Source organism: Streptomyces spinoverrucosus (genome assembly GCF_015712165.1).
Taxonomy (GTDB): Bacteria; Actinomycetota; Actinomycetes; order Streptomycetales; family Streptomycetaceae; genus Streptomyces; species Streptomyces spinoverrucosus_A.
This window is the reverse complement of the sequence record NZ_JADPZX010000001.1, coordinates 4,397,548-4,414,772: the sequence shown is the minus strand read 5'-3', so window position 1 is coordinate 4,414,772 and position 17,225 is coordinate 4,397,548. Positions and strand designations below refer to the sequence as shown.

Below are 17,225 nucleotides of genomic sequence, written 5' to 3'. Positions count from 1 at the left end.
GGACCCACTGACAACGGGCCGGTTCACGACGGCAGGCCCGGTCACCTCTCACGCACCCGCAACGTCGGGAAAGTGACCATCGAGCCAAGCGGGAGCCGTCATGTTCACCACGTACCTCGTCCTCACCCTCCTCACCGCGACCGCGACCTCGTCCGCGGCCGTCGCCAACCTGATCGGCCACGACTACCCCAAAGCCCAGGCGGACCGGCTCCGCGTCCCCCACTCCTGGATCCGCCCCCTGGGCACGCTCCTGGCAACTGCGACCCTGGGCCTCCTGACCGGCCTGGCCATCCCCCCACTGGGCACCCTCACCGCGGCAGGCCTCGTCCTGTACTTCCTGGGTGCCCTCTGGGCCCACATCAAGGTCCACGACCGCCAACTGGGCCCCTGGTCGGCGTACTTCGGCCTGTCCCTGGCGACACTGGTGCTGAGCATCGCCCACCAGGCCCAGTGACGCCGGGAGCCGTGCCGGGCGAGCCACAATGCCCGTTGCCGGCCAAATCCATGACAGCCCGTCACTTCCGCACGGTTCGGGAACCGATCGCCGGAAGGGTCCAGGGATCACGGAGACCTGGTCACGGGATGATTCCGGCCGGCCGGCGTCCGGGGGAGTCGGTGACCGTATGTGGCAAGGTATGCCGACGATTCACGCCGACGAGGTGGATCGTCGCACGTCGAACCTCCAGGAGCACCACCCATGAACGGAAAGCGCCGCAGACTGCTGCTGGCCGCCATCGACCCCATGCTCGAGCCCGGGGAGCGGGTCGAGGTCACGACCATCGTGAACCTGAGCTCCGTCTCCGTGCGCCGAACGGCGGCGTTCGCGGCAGCCTCGGCGATCATGAGCGGCGGTGGAATGGCGGTGATCCCGGCGCCGACGCCCATGTACCTGGCCATGACGGACCGGCGCATCTTCATCTTCCGGGCGAACCCGACCTTCGCCCGGCCGGAGGAGCACCTGATGACGATTCCGCGCGCCGGACTCGTCCGCACGGACATCAAGGAACGTCTGCTCAACTCGTCCTTCGTCGTCTCCTCACCGGAGAGCGAGCAGGGCCTGAAGATCATCTTCCCGCTGATCGGCCGCAAGGAGCGGAACGCGATAGCCGCCGCCCTGCCCCTGGCCGGCCGATAGCCGACTCCGACCCGGTGCACCGGTCCGGTCCGGCGTTGAACAAGCCCGGCGCCCCGACATCCTTGAGCACGCTCACCGGCGTGGTCCACGGTCCGCGGGAACTGGAGCGCGACTGCGAGATCGGGCAATGTCCCGATCCGTAGGCGCGCACACCGCCGACCCGTGCCCGCGGTGCCTGGTTGAGCAGGTCCGACCGGGCAGCCTCGTGACGGTCGCGGGGCGCGATGTCGTCCACTACGTCTGCGCGCGATGCGGGCACTCGTGGTCCCGCCCGGTCGAGAACGACCTGGAGGTGTACGACACCGTCAGAGCGGACCTCGACGACAGGACGCTCTATGGCGCGGTCTGGCAGGTGGACGACGATCGAGTCCAGCTGCGCGATACGAGCAGTGGGCAGCTGCTGTGGGTCGAGCGCTGGCGGGTCATCCTCTACTGAGGCCCGTCCGGCCCGCCAAACCGGCCCCGTCAGCTCCCGCCATACCCCGGTGACGCAGATGCCCTCCGCAATTGCCTCTGTCACTTTCTGCTACGTTGCGCGATGTGTCCATTACGCAGCGTGCATCGACATTGCCGTCGCTCGGACCCCCAGGTCCCTTCCCAGACGCACCTCTCGTCGATTCACTCGACCGACAGTGGCTGCACTATGCGTTTCTGTCTTCGACGGGTCAGGCCATCATTGCGAACCTGTCGGTCCTCGGCCCCGATCAAGGTCGAACACCACAGGCCGCACCACAACGGATGGCCATCCTGCTGACTCACCGGCGTGACGGCCGCTGGGATTCCACCCAGTTCAACGCCACACACTCCGAGCGTCCCTGGTCCTCGTTCCGGCTGTCTCCCGCTGCCACTACCGACCACCCGTTCCACGTGGCAGGCCACGGACGCGGCCCCACGGTGACCCTGCACCTCAGCAGGACCAGCAGGCCGTGCACCTCGCAGTGCGCGCCCTTCGGCAACGGTGGACACCTGCGCTGGCAGTCGGAGCCCGGCGTACGGGCAACGGGCTCCTGGACCACCGGTGACGGGTCGCTCAACGCGCCACCGGAGTCGATGGAGACCATGCTCGGCTACCACGAGCGGGTGCGAGGCCGGTGGAGCTGGCCCGAACTCGGCGGGTGGGTGTTCGGCTTCGCCAACGACGCCGCCGAGTCGGGTCAAGCGGCGACAGCACCGCCCGCCGCCGTGGTGTTCACCCTTCTCCAGCCCACCGCGCCCAGCGACGCGACGAACGGCTCCGTCATGCTCTGGCGGCGCGGCCGGCTGCTGCGGCACTTCCCGCGTCGGAGCCTGCAAGTAGCGGTGCAGGGGCTCTTGGACCGCGATCGGGTGGTCCTCGTGCCGCCGCTGGCCGGGATGCTGGGTACCCCACCGGCCGCCCCGGTGCCCCGTCGTCTGTTGATCACCGGGATCTGCGGGCAGGACCGTGTACGCCTGGACTTCCACGCCAGGACCGCCGCCCGGATCGCCAACCCCTCCGAGACCACACTGCGCCCCTTCAGCGTGCATGAGGTACTGGGGGATTGCAGGGTGGAGGCCGTGGTGTCCGGACGGTCGCTGGCCTTCGAGGCCGGCGCCGTGGTGGAGTTCGCCGGTGGCGCCCGATGACGGAGACCCTGACCGAGAACCGTGGGGCAGGAGTCCCCTTCACCGGGGCCCGGCTGCTGACGGAGACACTCCAAGCGCTGTCCGATCGGGCGCCCGCGATCGTCGCCGCGGCGGCGGAGCAGCTGCGGGGCACCCGCCTCGGCCTTTCCTTCGGTGACGGCAGCGCCGCCGTGCTCACCGCACAGCACAGTCGGCTCATCGTGCGCGCCCCGGCACCGACGACGGAGGTCCCGGACGTCGAGGTCGTCTTCGACAACCGCGCGATGAATCTCGTGTTCGACCTCCAGCTGCGGCCCATCGACCAGGTGCTCCCGGACAGCCTCGACATGCGGGGTGACAGGGAGAAACTGCTCGCGGTCCAGCGCGCGTTCGGCCTGCTGTCACAGCGCGCGTCCGGTCTGCGCTTCATCCAGGAGCTGTGGCGCGACTACCGCGAGCAGGCACCCTGGTTGTGGGGCGAGACGCATTCAGCCGCCCCCGTCCCGGGGCCGTACGCGCCCAGTGGCTGGCAGGCCTTGGACTATCTCGCGCGCCGTACCCCCCAGGACGTCGTACCGCGCGCCGGCGCCCCGGCGTTGGTGGGTGACACCGTGGTCGCGGCGCCGCGACTGCTGTGGGACGGGGCGCGACGCAAGAGTTCACCCTGGTGGGAGTCGCAGGCGGTGAGCGACGCCGACCTGATGCAAACCATGGCGGTCTGCCGGGCGAGGACGACCGAGGAGATGCGGGGTTTCATCCCGGACCGCGAGCCCCGGGCTGCCCTGTACACGCCGATGCGGTCCTATCCGGAGCGGCAGGGCAAGGGACTTCGGCCCACACTCACCATCGCCGCCTGCGCGGCACTGGGCGGGCGCCCGGAGGACGCGGTGCGCATGGCGGCCGCACTCGAGTTGTTCCACAACGGCTTTCTGGTGCACGACGACATCGCGGACGAGTCCACGCATCGCCGCGGCCTGCCGACCATGCACCAGGAACTCGGCCTCGGCCTCGCGGTCAACGTCGGCGACGGACTCAACCTGCTCGCCGTGGACGCCGTACTCGCGAACCTTCAGACGCTGGGGCTCGCCCGCACACTCGCCCTGATCCACGAGGCCATCCACATGTGCCGGGAGTCCATCGAGGGACAGGCCATGGAACTCGGCTGGATCCGCTGGAACCACGTGCCCAAGGACGACGGCTCCTACTTCACCATGAGCACGAAGAAGACCGGCTGGTACACCTGCATCAGCCCCTGCCGGATCGGCGCGGCCTGCGCGGGCGTCAGCGACCCCGCACTGCTCTCCCGCTTCGACGAGGCGTTCCGCCTCATCGGCATCGCGTTCCAGATCCAGGACGACGTGCTCAACCTCGTCGGCGAAGAGCACCTGTACGGCAAGGAGCCACTGGGCGACCTGCTGGAGGGAAAGCGCACGATCATGCTGATCCACCTCTTCCGAGAGGCCGAACCCGCGCTGCGTGCCCGCCTGTCCGACATCCTGCGCCGCCCACGGGCCGACAAGACGCAGGCCGACGCGGAGGAACTGCTCGCCGCCATGCGGACGCACAAATCCATCGAGTACGCCGTCGATCTCGCGAGTGTCCTGGCCCAGGAGGGCATCGAGCGCTTCGAGAACGACCTGGATTTCATCCCCGACAACGAAGGCAAGGCCGTGCTGCGTCAGATCGCCCACTACGTCACGAGCCGACCGCTGTGACCGCCGAGGACATCCTGCCCCTGCCCGAGCAGGACACGCGCCTGCTGGCGCTGCTGGACAGAGGCAACAGCCGTACGAGAGCCGTGCTGTGCACCCTCGCCCGCCACGGCGTGGCCCTGCGTCTCACGCAACCTCATCGCGCGGACACCCTGTTGCAGGCACTCGCGCCCTGGCCGGTCTTCAAGGCCGGGCAGTTCCTCTTCGACCTGTTGGAGTGGGAGGACTTCATGACACACGGCCCTGCCCCGGCACTGATGTCCGAGGCGGAGCTGCGCGGGGCCCTGGACCTGCCGCTGAGATGGCTGACGACCATGTTCGACGCGCCCTCCGAGGTCCCGCCGTCGCCTTTGCGGCATACGGCCTCCACTCTCGACCTGCCGCTGCGGTGGCTGTCCGTCACCGCACGCGCGGCCTACGACGGGCTTGTCACCGACCTCACCCACGCCCTGGCCACGGGCGACGACACCGCGGAACCCGTCGAGACGGACGCGGACCCGGCAGGCCCGAATGAGGCTGCCGAGTCCGCACCGCCGCCACTGGAGGGGGGATTCCACCTCTATACGGACGTCACGCTGGGCTTGGTCCAGGTCGCGGGCCCCCTGCTCGCCGGCAACAGAGGGGTCAGCTGACGAGTCCCCTCAGTTTGATCTGCTCCCCCTTGCCGATCCGGGCGCTGCCGTCCTCGTACACCCCGGCCGACGACTTGCTCCCGTCGGGCCGGACATGGAGCACGTACTGGATGCTGCCCCGGTCACTGGCCGACGTGAACGCGTGCAGGTTGCTGCGGAAGGTCATGGTCCGACCCTCGTCGGCGAGTTTGCCGTTGATGGCCCACGGCGGTTCGGTGGGCATCGGGTCCTGCTGCAGGACCCGCCCGTAACTGGCGTCCACCTGGCCGGTGAACTTCCACCCGGTCGGCGCGTGGAACACCTGCTCGACGTTGTCGGCACGCACCGGCTGCCCCGGGATCGGGCTCATCCCGATGTTGATGGCCTCGATGTCGTGGTTCATCGGCATGCCGGACTGCTTGAGGAACAGCGCGGTCTCGTCGGCGGCCTGAACCGTGGTCTTGCCGTTGTTGGTGCCTCCGCCGTTGGTGGCGACGACGGTCAGCGGCAGGGCGAGCGTGTTGTCGCGCGGGTGCGTCTCGTTCACGTACGAGATCGCGACCATCGCGGTGACGGGCCCGGCGGCCGTGCCGGTCGCACGGACGTCGAACACCCCGTAGAGGGCGTCGGTGTACGGAAGCAGCTTCTTGTCGGGGAAGTTGCGGGTGCACTGCTGCGATCGGTCGTCGGCACACTCCAGGCCCGGCGGCAGCTGGAGCGTGACGGTCACTTCCTTGCCCTCGGCCGTCTGCGGACCACGGTTGCGCACCATCACACCGAGCCGGATGACCTCGCCGGAGTGAACGGTGCCGGGATTCACGGCCTCGCCGTAGAGGTCGGCGCCCTTGGGCACGACGACGTTCGTGTCGTTGCCGTGCTTCATCCCCATGTCCGCGGCCTTGATCAGGGCGCGGACCCGGTTGTTGAACTTGTCGGCGATGTAGAGATTGCCGGCGTCGTCCAACGCCAGGGCACAGGGGCCATGGAGGTACGCCGCCCTGCCCTTGGCACCGTCGCCTTTGTATTCGGGTGTCGGCGGCGTACCGGCCACCGTGTGCACCCTCTTGTCCTTGACCGAGACCACCCGCACGGCGTGGTTGAGGTAGTCGGCGATGAACACGTTGCCCGCGGTGTCGATCGCGAGTGCGCAGGGCCAGCTCAGCTTCGCCGCCTTGGGCTGCACTCCATCAGCCGCGTTGCCACCGCCCGGATCTCCCGCGAACGCGTGGATCCTGCCGGTGGACATCTCCACCCTCCGTACCCGGTTGTGCCCGAGGTCGGCGATGTACAGGTCACCGTTGCCGTCGAAGGCGAGGCCTGCCGGGAAGGACAGCAGGGTTCCGGTTGCCTGGACGCCGTCCGCCTGGTCGGTGGCAGAGGTGCTGCCCGCCACGACCGAGAGTTCCTCCCGCGACTTGTCGAACTTGTAGACGAGGTGGCGGTCCGGGTCGGAGAAGTACAGATCGCCGTTCCGGTCGACGGCGAGGCCGGTTTCCCAGTTCAGGGCGAGCGTGACGTTCGCGTGGCCGTCGCCCGCGATGACGTCGAAGGTGGCCGACTCGCCGATCGTCCCCTGGGTGGCGTTGACCCTGAGGATGCGCTGGTGGCCGACGTCCGCGACATAGAGGTTGCCCTCACCGTCGAGCGCGAGGCCGTTCGGGCCACTCAGGAGCGTCGAGAGCGCCTCGCTGCCGCCGTTGGTCTTCGCGGCACCGCCGCCGAGCACCGTGGTGATCTCGCCCTGCGGGTCGACCTTGCGCACCTTGCCGTGCAGGTTATCGGCGATGTAGACGTCGCCGGAGGGCGCGACGGCGAGCCCGTGCGGCCAGCTGAGCACCGCGTCGGTGCACTTGTGGCCATCGCCGTACGGGGCGACGGTCGCGGTCCCCCCGCCGGCGAACGTCCATAGGGTGTTCGCGGACTTGGTCTCGTACTGCAGTGCGGTCCTGCTGATCGTGGTCGTCATGACGTGGATTGCTCCTTTCGGGCACAGACCGTGCCCGGGAATCGAACACATTCGCCCTTTTGGAACACCTGGGCGAATGTCACTTCATGCAATCACAGGAACACTGAGAGTGCCTGGCCAGGTCAGACCTTTCGTGTCATCTGCGCCTGGTCGCACGAACTTCAGTCGCCCGCGAACCACAGGCAACTGCCCGGGGGAGCCACGCGCTGCCCAAGCATCGGCGAGCACCCCCGACGTCGTGTCGTCTGTGAGGGAGTGCTGTGAGGCATACCCCTCCGGTCAGGTGGTCCAGGCGGCACGCGACGCGTTGCGGGCCGCACTCACCCACGCCGTGACCGAAGAGGAGATCGGCAAGAACGTGGCGAGGATTGCGTCGCGGTGCGGTCCTCGGACTCACCTGGAAGTCGATCGACTTCGAGACGGGTGAGCTGTACGTGGATCATCAGATCCAGCGGGCGGGCCGTCAGATCCTCTCCGGATGCGCCGGGCCCAACAGACGGGCGCGGCGACCGGAAGGCGGCCGGTCCCTGAACCGTCGTTGCCGTCAGGGTTGCCGTCACTGGTGGGAGGCGCCTGCACGCTCTACGGCGTTGGAGTCGGTTTCCTGCGCCGGGCGAGGCGACGGGCAGCCACCCAGAAGTTGATCAAGAAAATGGCTGACCCGGCTATGGGCCAGCCTATGGAACCGCCGTTGCGGTAGGTCTCGATACCCAGTATCAGCACCATCACGCCGAACGCCAGGCCCAATAGATCGAGGACGACGTCTGCCCATCTCACGATCTTCGAAAGCTTGATCACGGCCCGATCGTGACACGCGAAGCATCCACGGCCAAGGCAGGGCCCGGCGCGGCCATTTCAACCTGTTCCGATGAAGTAGTGCACGCGGTCATAGTCCATGACGGCGGCCCGCCCCCGCTGTAGGAGCGACCAGCTTCGGTGTCCTGATGGGCCCCCAGCTTGGAAAGCTGCGCCGGAGCGGCCACGGAGCCTGACTAGGCTGCCTTGGGGTCGGGCTCCTGCGCGTCCTCGAACGGCAAGGCGTCCTGCCCGAAGTCAGGGGCCTGGAAGGGATTTGTCGTCGGAGGCGGCGATGCTGCACCGGAGCAGCGGGGTTGCCCGTCCGGGGCGGAGAACAGCGGTGTCAGATCGATGAGAGGTCTCTCTTTCGGTACAGGTCCCTGAAGGGGCCTGGTGTGCCGTGGCCGGGCACAGCGGTCCTACAGCTTGGTCATCTTGGTGTACGGGCTCAGGATCCGCATTTGCGCCGAGCCGAAGTCCACGAGCGCAGCGATCCCGTCCTCGATGCCGATGACCCGGCCGAGACCGTACACGTCATGCGTGACTTGGTCGCCCATGGCGAAGTGCTTGGGAGCCGGTGTGGCCGGGACCTTGAAGGGGCTGGTGGGCAAATGACGCTTCGATCCCGCAGGTTTTGTCATGGCTCAGTATGAGCCTACGCGTATCCCGCTCGCTATGGCCGTCGGCACAGATCCGGAAGAGAACAACCGCGCCACACCACTGACCTGCGGGTTCGCGACCTGGTGAAGGCGAGAATCGGCCGCGGGTCTCCTTCGCTGACCGTGGCGGCACGAACCTCAGACGACCACAGCCGGCCACCAGGGCGAGTGGGCCGACCGATCAGGCGCGCGTGCGCTGCGCGTCCTCCGCACTCGCAGATCGCCATGACGACGGAGGTCTACGGAAACGCCGAAGGCCCCGGATCTCTCCGGGGCCTTCGACCTGTGCGCACTCGGCAGGATTCGAACCTGCAACCTTCTGATCCGTAGTCAGATGCTCTATCCGTTAAGCTACGAGTGCTTGTCTGTGTTCTGTTTTCCCCGCCGCTCCCGTTCCTTCCGGCCCGCTCGCGGCGACAGGAAGAACATTACATGACTGCCGCCGCCATGTGAAATCCATTGGCCGCACCCCTTGTGACCTGCGGAAATGCGTCTGACGGGGTCCGGAACGACCGAAGCCCCGGTCCGGGGGACCAGGGCTTCGGTGAGGTGCGGAGGCGGAGGGATTTGAACCCTCGATGGGCTTTAAGGCCCAAACCGCATTAGCAGTGCGGCGCCATAGACCGGACTAGGCGACGCCTCCAGCACAGCCTCTCGCGCAGGCGCGAGTGGTGTGTGCAGATGATGACACAGTCGAGCGTGCTGTCACCAATCGCCCCCCACGGTACTAGGCAGGCGGCCCGCAGGGCAAAGGGCTTCCCCGCCGGTCGGGGCGGGTGCCGAGCGCCGGGGGCGCACAGGCGCGCAACGTCCGGGGGCGTGGGGCGTTAGTCAGGTCATGTTGCAGGTCATGAGTCTCTCGCTGCCCCGCCTCGCCCTCGCCGCCGGCGCCTCTCTCGCCGCCCTCACCTCGCTGTCCGCCGCCCCCGCGGACGCCGCCGTGCCCTCGCCCTTCCTCGGCCAGCACCGCGGGCTCCACCACACCGACGCCGATCACCTCACCGTCACCGTCAGTGGTGTGAGCAGTGGTGCGGATGGGAGCTTCGAGGTGCAGTGCCATCCGAGTGGCGGGAGCCACCCGGACGCGGGCGGGGCGTGTCGGGCGCTGGAGCGGGAGACCCGGTGGGGGCGGGACGTGTTCGCGCCGGTGGCCCGGGACAGCATGTGCACCATGCAGTACGGCGGGCCCGCCACCGCCCGCGTCACCGGCACGTGGGCCGGGCGCCCCGTCGATGCAACGTTCGACCGCAGCAACGGCTGCGAGATCGCCCGCTGGGACCGGCTGGTCCCGTTCCTTCCCGAGGCCCGCGCGTAAGCCCCCGTGCTCCCTTACCTCCAACACCACTCCGGAACACCACTCGGGCAACACGTAAAGGTCCGGCGTAGGGGGCGCGAACGGCGCGTGGCGTGGGTGTGCGGGGTCGGGTGACGCGCTTCCGTTCCGTGTCACTTCGTCGTGCGACCTCTCTCGCATCCCGCGTCGCGAGCACAACCCCAGCCCTTAGACTCCCTCGCGTGACACGTCGCGGGCCGGTTGGCAAGATGGCCCGAGCGGTCGGCAAGGTGCGGTAACAGGAGGGAAGCGTCTCGTGAGCAGCAGGCCATCCCGAGGCGCTGCTCGCCTCGCAGCCATACTGGACGCGCTGCCCGACGCGTTGGTGCTGGTCAACGCAAACGGGACCGTCGTCAACGCGAACACCATCGCGCTGGAGGCCTTCGAGGCGCCCGGGACCGCGCTCGTCGGGCGCGGGCTGCTCGATCTGTTGCCGCAGTTCGACTCCAAGCTCATCCCGGGTTCCATGCGGAGGCCCGACCACATCGACCCGCGCGGACGGACCAAGCCGACCCGGATGATCGCCCGGCGGACCGACGGGAGTGAATTCCCCGTCGAGGTCACGAGCGCGAATCTCGAGAACGGTCAGCAGGCCTACGGCAGTTACGGCTACGCAAGTGACGAGCTGCTCATGCTCGTCGTGCGCGACCTCTCCGGCACCGTCGACACCGAGGCCGAGCTGGCCCGCTCGCAGCGGCAGACCGAGATGATCCTGCGGGCCGCGTCCGAGGGTGTGGTCGGGACGGACACCGACGGGCGGATCGTGCTCGTCAACCCGGCCGCCGCGCAGATCCTGGGCTACCGGGCCGGCGAACTCGGCGGCAAGGAGCTGCACAACCTCGTCCTGCACTCGCGCGCCGACGGCTCGCCCTTCCCGTACGAGGAGTCCGCGCTCGCCGACACCCTGCGTTCCGGGCGCAAGCACCGGGTGCGCGGGCAGGTGCTGTGGTCCAAGGGCGGGGACAAGGTCTCCGTCGACCTCACGACCGCGCCCGTGCGGGACGGCGACCAGCTCGTCGGCGCCGTGATGACCTTCGCCGACCGGCGGCCGTACGACGTGCTCGCCGAGGAGAAGGCCGCCGTCGAGAAGCAGCACGCCGAGGAGCTGGAGCGGCTCTCCGAGGAGCACGCCTCCGACCTCACCGCCCTGCGCCAGCAGCACGTCACCGAGCTGGAAGAGCTGCGCGAGCGGCACACGGAGGAGGTCGCGGCGAGCGAGGAGCGGTACGCCGCGCTCGCCGAGCGGGAGAAGGACCGTTACGAGGCCCTGGCCGGGCGGCACGAGCAATTGCTGACGCTGCTCGGGCGGTCGTTGCGCGGGCCCCTCGACGAACTGCGCCGCGACCTCGCGGCCCTCGCCGCGGACGACGCCGGGCAGCTGTGGCCCGAGGCCAACCAGGTCCTGCACCACCTCTCCGCCGGCTACTCGCGGATCACCCAGCTCATCGACAACGTCCTCGGCTACCAGCGGCTCGACGCGGGCACCGAGGAGATCACGCGTACGAAGGTGATGCTCGACGCGGTCGTCGCGGCCGGTGTCGACGGGGCCGTCGAACTCGTCGGGCCGGGGCGCGTGCAGTTCGCCGTCCACGCGCCGCCCATCGAGGCCGAGGTGGACCCGCAGCGCCTCGCCACCGCCCTCGCTCATCTCGTCGCCGACGTGGCGGGTGTCGACGCGACCGGCAACGCGCCCGCGTCGGCGGGCGGTTACCTGGACAACACCGTCGTGGTCGCGGCGGCGCAGCGCGGCGAGGTCGTACGGATCGAGGTGCGCGGGCCGTACGCCGGGGGAGACCCGGTGCACGAGCCGATCGTGCGCGGGATCGTGCGCGCGCACGGCGGCGTGCTGCAGACGCACGAAGTGCCGGGTATGAGCGGCAGTGCCTACGTCCTTGAGGTGCCGCTCGGCGGTGGGGCGGGGGCCGTTGCCGCTCCGGCCGCGCCGGAAGCCGCGCCCGAGGCCGCCGAGGAAACCTCCGGCGGCGGGCGGCGGCGCGCGCGGCGGGCCACCACGGACGCCTTCCTGGAGAGCGAGGTGCCTCAGACCGACGAGGCGGAGGGCGCCGCTCCCACCGGGCGGCGTCGGCGGCGGGCCGCGCCCGAGGTGGCTCAGGCGCCGGGTGACGCGGGTGAGGCCGGCGGCGGTACCGGGCGGCGGCGCGGGCGGCCGGCCGAGGGCGCCGAGCTCGCCGTGGCGGACGGTACGGCGGACGGCGCGGCGGCGGACCCAGTGGCCGAGGGCGCTGTCGTCACGGCCGCCGAGCACGCCGCGGGCACCGCGGCGGCCGCGAACGGACTGGGCGGGACGGTTCCGCCGCAGGGCGTGCCCGCGTCCGGTGGCGGTCGGCGGGCCCGGCGTGCGGCGGGCGAACAGCACGCTCTGCCGGCGGCGTTGCCCGCGGCCGGGTCAAAGGCCCCTGCCCCTGACGCATCTGCCTCGGTTGTTCCGGCCGGGGCCGGTTCCGAGGTGCAGCAGCAGTCGACCGGGCGTCGGCGGCGGGCGCTCGCGGCGGCGCAGGAGCGGGCCGCCGCGCAGGAGGCGGGTCCGCGCACGGTGTTCGCGCTGCCGCCTGCCGAGGCCGATCGAGGGGCGGCTCAGGCGGCTCCCCCCGCGCCCGGGCAGCCTCAGGGGCTGGGCCCGGCGGCCGTCCAGGTGCCCGGGCAGGCCGGTCCGGTGCAGGCGCAGGTGCCGGGCCAGGGCACTCCCGGTGCCGTGCCCGCCGACGATCACGGCCGTCATGACGCCGTACCGCACGACCAGTCCGACGACCACACCCCACCGCAGCCGCATCCGGCGAGCGCGCCGACGGGGCGCCGACGTCGGGTCGCGGCCCCGCAGGCCGAGGGGAACGGGGCGCCCGCGCAGGCGATTCCGGCCCAGGCGATTCCGGCCCAGGCGACTCCGGCCCAGGCGACTCCGGTACAGACGGCTCAGCCGAAGCCGCAGGCCCAGCCTCAGCCCCAGGTCCAGGCCCAGTCTCAGACCCCGGCCCAGTCCGTGCCCGCCGTCCCGGCGGCCCAGGGGCAGAACGTCCCCGCGCAGCAGCCGTCCGGGCAGGTCACCGTGCCCGCACAGGGCGGCGCACAGCCGGTCGCGGGCCGGCCGACCCCCGGCCCGCCCGTCCCGCAGCAGCCCCAGCCGCAGCCGGCCCAGGCCGCCGTACCCCCGCAGGCCCCGGCCCCCCAGCCCCTCCCCGCCGAGGCGGCCCCGGCTCAGAGCACCACCCCGCCGCCGCAGCAGTGGCCGGCCAGCGCCGGTGCGGACGAGACGCCCGGCACGGGCACCCCGGTGCCTCAGCCGGCGAACGCGGCCGGGAGCCCCGTACCTCCGACTTCGACTCCCGAGCAGGCGCCCCCCGCCGCGCCACAGCCACCGGCCCCCGGCGCCCCGCTGCCTCCCGAGGCGGCGGCCGGTCCGACCAGTGCCACCCAGGCGCGGATGGCGCAGCCGCTGCCCGCCGAGGCCGGCGCCGGTGCCGCCGCGCCCGCGGATTCGAACGCCACGCAGGGCCGGGCGATCAGTGTGCGGACGCTGGGGCAGGGTGTGCCGTTCACACGGCAGGCGGCGCAGGTGCAGCAGCCGTCGGCCGGGGCGACTCCGCCCCCGCACCAGTCGTCGGGCGGTGGTCGGCGCCGCAAGCTGGGGACGCCGCCGGAGCCGGCCGCCGCACGCCCGCATCCGCAGGGCGAGCAGGCCGCCGCCGCCCAGCAGAAGCAGTCCTCGTTGGCCGGGCAGTCGCGGCTCGCCGGGCCGGCGGAGGACGCCGGACGGTCGTACGCCATAGGCGCGCCGGACGAGAACGCCGACGAGGGGCCCGAACCGCTGGACGGTCCCGGTGGGGCCGTCGAGGTGGCGGATCCGCCGCTGCCCCAGCCGATGGACGACGAGCTGCCGCCGGAGCCGCTCGACAACCCGCGTCGGCTGCTGGTGTGGCCCGCGCCGGACGTGTCGACCCAGCAGGCGCTCAGCGACCGCGGCTACCGGCCGGTGATCGTGCACTCGCGCGAGGAGGTGGACGCGCAGATCGCCGCGTTCCCGGCGGCGCTGTTCGTGGACCCGCTGACCGGTCCGATCACGCGCACCGCGCTGCAGTCGCTGCGGCAGGCGGCGGTGGCGGCGGAGGTGCCGGTCATGGTGACGGCCGGGCTCGGGCAGGCGACGCGCGAGGCGGCGTACGGCGCCGATCCCGCCGTGCTACTGAAGGCGCTCGCCCCGCGTGACAGTGAGCAGCACCCGCCGCGCGTGCTGCTCATCGAGGAGCACGCGGAGATCGCGCTGGCGCTGACCGCGACGCTGGAGCGGCGCGGGATGCAGGTGGCGCGGGCGGCGAGTGACGCGGACGCGGTGACGCTGGCGGGGCAGTTCCGGCCGAACCTGGTCGTGATGGACCTGCTGCAGGTGCATCGGCGGCGGGCCGGGATCGTCGACTGGCTGCGCGCGAACGGGCAGCTCACCCGCACCCCGCTCGTCGTCTACACGGCCGCCGTCGACCAGGCCGACCTGCCGCGGCTGGCCTCCGGCGAAACGGTGCTGTTCCTCGCGGAGCGGTCCACGAGTACGGAGGTGCAGGGCCGGATCGTGGATCTGCTGGCGCGGATCGGGACGAACTGAGCGACGCCGGTCAGTCCGGGGCGGCGGCGGTTTCGAGGGCGTGGACGACGGCCTGTTCGTCCCGGCCGTTCACGGCCTTCTCCAGGCTGTCGTCGGCCCGGCGGGAGAAGCGTTCGCCACGTGCCACGTCCTCCTCGCTCAGCACCCGGCCGCACCATTCGCCCCGCCCTGCCGTGCGGTCGTCGAACGGGATGGCGGCGCCCTCCCCCAGGACGGCCCACCCGTCGGCCGTCCAGCGCACGGCGAGCAGGTAGGTGTGGTCGAGCTCCAGGCGGGGTGCGTAGCCGGCGGTCCGCTTGCTGCGGTTGCCGCTCGCGCGGTGGACGCGCCAGCCGGGGGCGGTCAGTTCGAAGCCCTCGTCGAGCGACCGGTCGGCACGCGGGGCGGACCAGAGGACGTCGTCCGCGCGGAAGGTGACCGTCCGGTCGGTCTGGTAGCGGTACGCGCCCTTCTCGAACTCGCGCCGGTTGGTCTCCTCCTCGCCGACCGGGGTGGCCACGACGACATGGTCGGCGTTCTCGACCCAGTCCTGCGCCGTCTGCGACGGGTAGGGATCGGCGCTCACACCGCAGCCGACCACCGTGTCCAGACCGCCGCTGCCGATCAGCAGGGCTCCGGCGACTCCGGCGAGGGCCAGCAACAACGCGACGGGGCGGTGCGGGATGCTGCCGGCTGAATACGTCAGGTCCATGACGTTCTAGACGATCAGTCAGCCGGTCGGGATGCGCCGGGTGTTCTGCGTTCTTGATCACTTCGGCGGTGCCCCGTGGGGCGCGGTCTCAGCGTGCCGTCAGCCGCCGCGCCGCCTCCTTCACCGACGCCCGCAGCCGCTCCCGGTCCGCATCCTGCGTACCCACCAGGATGCGCCTCATCTGCGGGACGACGGCCGCCCAGTTGGCCAGCGCGGTCAGCAGGAAGAGCAGGTCGGGGGCCGGGATGGTGTCGGTGACGACGCCCCGCTCCTGGCCGTCCCGGATCATGGCCACCTTGCGGGCGTAGTGCTCCTGGCGTTCGGGCTCGTCGGGGAGTTCGGCGGTGCCGTACTCCAGGCCCTCCCAGAACAGCAGGCGCAGCAGTTCGGGATGGGCGGCGTGATAGTCCATCAGGCGGTCCATCCAGGCCTCGATGTCGTCCGGGTCGACGGGGACCGAGACGGCGAGGTCGAGCATCCTCTTCTCCAGGACGTGGGTGAAGAGCTCCGCCTTGTTGCCGAAGTAGGCGTAGATCAGCTGCTTGTTGGCCTTGGCCTTGGCGGCGATGCGGTCGATGCGGGCGCCGGCGATGCCATGGCGGGCGAACTCGGCGACGGCAGCGTCGAAGATGCGGGCCTTGGTGGCCTCGGGATCCCTGACTGGCATGGGCACAGGGTAGCCGGGGAGGTAACCAACTGTTTGGTTGACGGGGAATGCGCGGGCGCCGCAGACTGTTGCCCTAATCCAACCAACCAGTTAGTTGCTAGAGCGGGCTCGAAGGGTCCGACTCGAAGGAGTCCTCCGCTGATGCCGTCAGGAACCTCGGCAACCACCGCGACCACCGCGACCACCGCGCCCACCGCCGACCGGGCACAACCCACCACCTCCGGCCAGGCACAACCCGCCACTCCCGGCCAGGCACCCCCGACCACCCCCGCGAAGAGGCCGGCACCCCTCGCCCCCACCCTCTTCCTCGCCCTCGTCGCCGTCTGCAGCGCCGTCACGGCCGCCAACATCTACCTCGCCGCCCCGCTGCTCCCCCTCATCGCCCGCGACTTCGGCTCGACCCCCTCCGCCGTGGCGTGGATCGCCTCGGTCGCGCAGTTCGGGTACGCGATCGGCCTGCTGCTGTTCGCCCCGCTCGGCGACACCGTCAACCGGCGCCGCCTGGTCACCGGCCTGACCGTGGTGACCACGGCCGCGCTGGCCGCCTCCGCCGCGGCAGGCGGCTCCGCCACGCTCGCGGTCGCCGTGTTCGTCGCGTCCGCCGCGACCGTCATCCCCCAGCTGCTGGTCCCGCTGGTCGCCGAACGCGCCCCCGCCGCACGCCGCGCCCGCCATGTCGCCGCCGTGATATCCGGCCTGTTCGCGGGCATCGTCGCGGCGCGCGTGGTCGGCGGACTGGCCGGGCAGGCCTTCGGCTGGCGGGCGGTGTTCCTGGGCGCGGGCGGGCTGACCCTCGTCCTGGGCCTGGCCACGGCCCTGGTCCTGCCGTCGGAGCGGCGCCCGCGCGCCGGCCATCTGCTCTCCGGCATCCCCGCGCTGCCCGGCCTCGTCCGCCGCTCGCCCGACCTGTGGCGGGCCTGCGTACGGCAGGCGGGGATGTTCGGCGCGTGGAGCGCGCTGTGGACGTCGCTGGCACTGCTGCTGACGGGGCCGTCGTACGGGCTGTCCATCGCCACCGCCGGGCTCTTCGGCCTCTTCGGGCTGACGGCCAGCGTGGTCGCCCCGCTGGCCGGCGGGCTGGTGGACCGTTTCGGCGCCGCCAGGGTCGTGGGCTCGGCGTATCTGCTCGCGGCCGTGTCCCTGCCGCTCTTCTGGCTGGGCGGGCAGGTGATGTGGGCCGTCTTCGTGGCCGCGATCGCCGTGCACGCCGCCCTGGTCGCCTCCCACGTCGCCAACCAGACCCTGGCCCTCACGACGACCTCGACCCCGGCCACCGCCAACACCGCTTATGTGGTCTCCGGCTTCGCGGGCGGCGCGATCGCCTCGGCCCTCGCCGGGACCGCGTACAGCCACTGGGGCTGGGGCGGCGTGTGCGCGGTGGCGGGGGTGTGGCTCCTGCTGGGGTGGACGACCACGTCCGTACGGCGGTGACGGCCGCCGCCGTACGGACGTACGCG

14 protein-coding genes, 2 tRNA genes and 1 pseudogene are annotated in these 17,225 nt (G+C 71.1%); 10 read left to right on the top strand and 7 right to left on the bottom strand.

The window, feature by feature from the left end:
* The first annotated feature begins 100 nt into the window (after window positions 1–100).
* The 6 genes from I2W78_RS19890 (at window position 101) to I2W78_RS19865 (ending at window position 5,063) form a co-directional block, all read left to right on the top strand.
* A complete protein-coding gene (locus I2W78_RS19890) occupies window positions 101–454 on the top strand; it encodes a DoxX family protein (RefSeq protein ID WP_196461636.1) in 354 nt (117 codons plus the stop codon).
* Between the two features lie 243 nt (window positions 455–697).
* Window positions 698–1,135: a hypothetical protein gene (locus tag I2W78_RS19885; protein WP_196461635.1), complete on the top strand. Its 438-nt coding sequence runs from the start codon at window positions 698–700 to the stop codon at window positions 1,133–1,135.
* A 127-nt stretch (window positions 1,136–1,262) separates the two neighbouring features.
* Window positions 1,263–1,571 carry a hypothetical protein gene (locus tag I2W78_RS19880; RefSeq protein ID WP_196461634.1) on the top strand — a complete coding sequence of 103 codons (309 nt, stop codon included), beginning with the start codon at window positions 1,263–1,265 and terminating at the stop codon, window positions 1,569–1,571.
* 431 nt (window positions 1,572–2,002) lie between these two features.
* Window positions 2,003–2,740, top strand: a complete 738-nt coding sequence (locus tag I2W78_RS19875; RefSeq protein ID WP_230885515.1) for a hypothetical protein — start codon at window positions 2,003–2,005, stop codon at window positions 2,738–2,740.
* On the top strand, window positions 2,737–4,434 hold the full coding sequence (locus I2W78_RS19870) for a polyprenyl synthetase family protein (protein ID WP_196461633.1): 1,698 nt from the start codon (window positions 2,737–2,739) through the stop codon (window positions 4,432–4,434). Before I2W78_RS19875 ends, I2W78_RS19870 begins: the two co-directional genes overlap by 4 nt.
* Window positions 4,431–5,063 carry a hypothetical protein gene (locus tag I2W78_RS19865; RefSeq protein WP_196461632.1) on the top strand — a complete coding sequence of 211 codons (633 nt, stop codon included), beginning with the start codon at window positions 4,431–4,433 and terminating at the stop codon, window positions 5,061–5,063. The genes I2W78_RS19870 and I2W78_RS19865 overlap by 4 nt, the downstream gene beginning before the upstream one ends.
* Here I2W78_RS19865 and I2W78_RS19860 read toward each other — a convergent pair.
* Window positions 5,056–7,008, bottom strand: coding sequence for an NHL domain-containing protein (locus tag I2W78_RS19860; RefSeq protein ID WP_196461631.1), 1,953 nt, complete (start codon window positions 7,006–7,008; stop codon window positions 5,056–5,058). The genes I2W78_RS19865 and I2W78_RS19860 overlap by 8 nt on opposite strands.
* 244 nt (window positions 7,009–7,252) lie before the next feature.
* Between I2W78_RS19860 and I2W78_RS40570 the strand changes: the two are divergent.
* A pseudogene (locus I2W78_RS40570) lies at window positions 7,253–7,481 on the top strand (site-specific integrase); the annotation flags it as partial.
* 109 nt (window positions 7,482–7,590) lie between these two features.
* Here I2W78_RS40570 and I2W78_RS19855 read toward each other — a convergent pair.
* The 4 genes from I2W78_RS19855 to I2W78_RS19840 form a co-directional block, all read right to left on the bottom strand.
* Window positions 7,591–7,806 carry a hypothetical protein gene (locus tag I2W78_RS19855; protein WP_196461630.1) on the bottom strand — a complete coding sequence of 72 codons (216 nt, stop codon included), beginning with the start codon at window positions 7,804–7,806 and terminating at the stop codon, window positions 7,591–7,593.
* Between the two features lie 419 nt (window positions 7,807–8,225).
* On the bottom strand, window positions 8,226–8,447 hold the full coding sequence (locus tag I2W78_RS19850) for a hypothetical protein (RefSeq protein WP_196461629.1): 222 nt from the start codon (window positions 8,445–8,447) through the stop codon (window positions 8,226–8,228).
* 306 nt (window positions 8,448–8,753) lie between these two features.
* Window positions 8,754–8,826 (bottom strand) — tRNA-Arg (locus I2W78_RS19845).
* 191 nt (window positions 8,827–9,017) lie between these two features.
* A tRNA-Ser gene (locus I2W78_RS19840) sits at window positions 9,018–9,108 on the bottom strand.
* Between the two features lie 207 nt (window positions 9,109–9,315).
* Here I2W78_RS19840 and I2W78_RS19835 point away from each other — a divergent pair.
* Window positions 9,316–9,780 carry an SSI family serine proteinase inhibitor gene (locus tag I2W78_RS19835; RefSeq protein ID WP_230885514.1) on the top strand — a complete coding sequence of 155 codons (465 nt, stop codon included), beginning with the start codon at window positions 9,316–9,318 and terminating at the stop codon, window positions 9,778–9,780.
* Window positions 9,781–10,054: 274 nt separating this feature from the next.
* Entirely contained in the window at window positions 10,055–14,410 is a 4,356-nt protein-coding gene (locus tag I2W78_RS19830; RefSeq protein WP_196461627.1) for a PAS domain-containing protein, read from the top strand.
* A gap of 10 nt (window positions 14,411–14,420) precedes the next feature.
* Here the strand turns inward: I2W78_RS19830 and I2W78_RS19825 are convergent, their stop codons facing one another.
* Both I2W78_RS19825 and I2W78_RS19820 read right to left on the bottom strand, forming a co-directional pair.
* Window positions 14,421–15,101 carry a hypothetical protein gene (locus I2W78_RS19825; RefSeq protein ID WP_196461626.1) on the bottom strand — a complete coding sequence of 227 codons (681 nt, stop codon included), beginning with the start codon at window positions 15,099–15,101 and terminating at the stop codon, window positions 14,421–14,423.
* A gap of 88 nt (window positions 15,102–15,189) precedes the next feature.
* Window positions 15,190–15,768: a TetR family transcriptional regulator gene (locus I2W78_RS19820; protein WP_196461625.1), complete on the bottom strand. Its 579-nt coding sequence runs from the start codon at window positions 15,766–15,768 to the stop codon at window positions 15,190–15,192.
* Window positions 15,769–15,909: 141 nt separating this feature from the next.
* Here I2W78_RS19820 and I2W78_RS19815 point away from each other — a divergent pair, with 141 nt between their 5' ends.
* Window positions 15,910–17,199 carry an MFS transporter gene (locus I2W78_RS19815; protein ID WP_196461624.1) on the top strand — a complete coding sequence of 430 codons (1,290 nt, stop codon included), beginning with the start codon at window positions 15,910–15,912 and terminating at the stop codon, window positions 17,197–17,199.
* The last annotated feature ends 26 nt before the right edge of the window (window positions 17,200–17,225 follow it).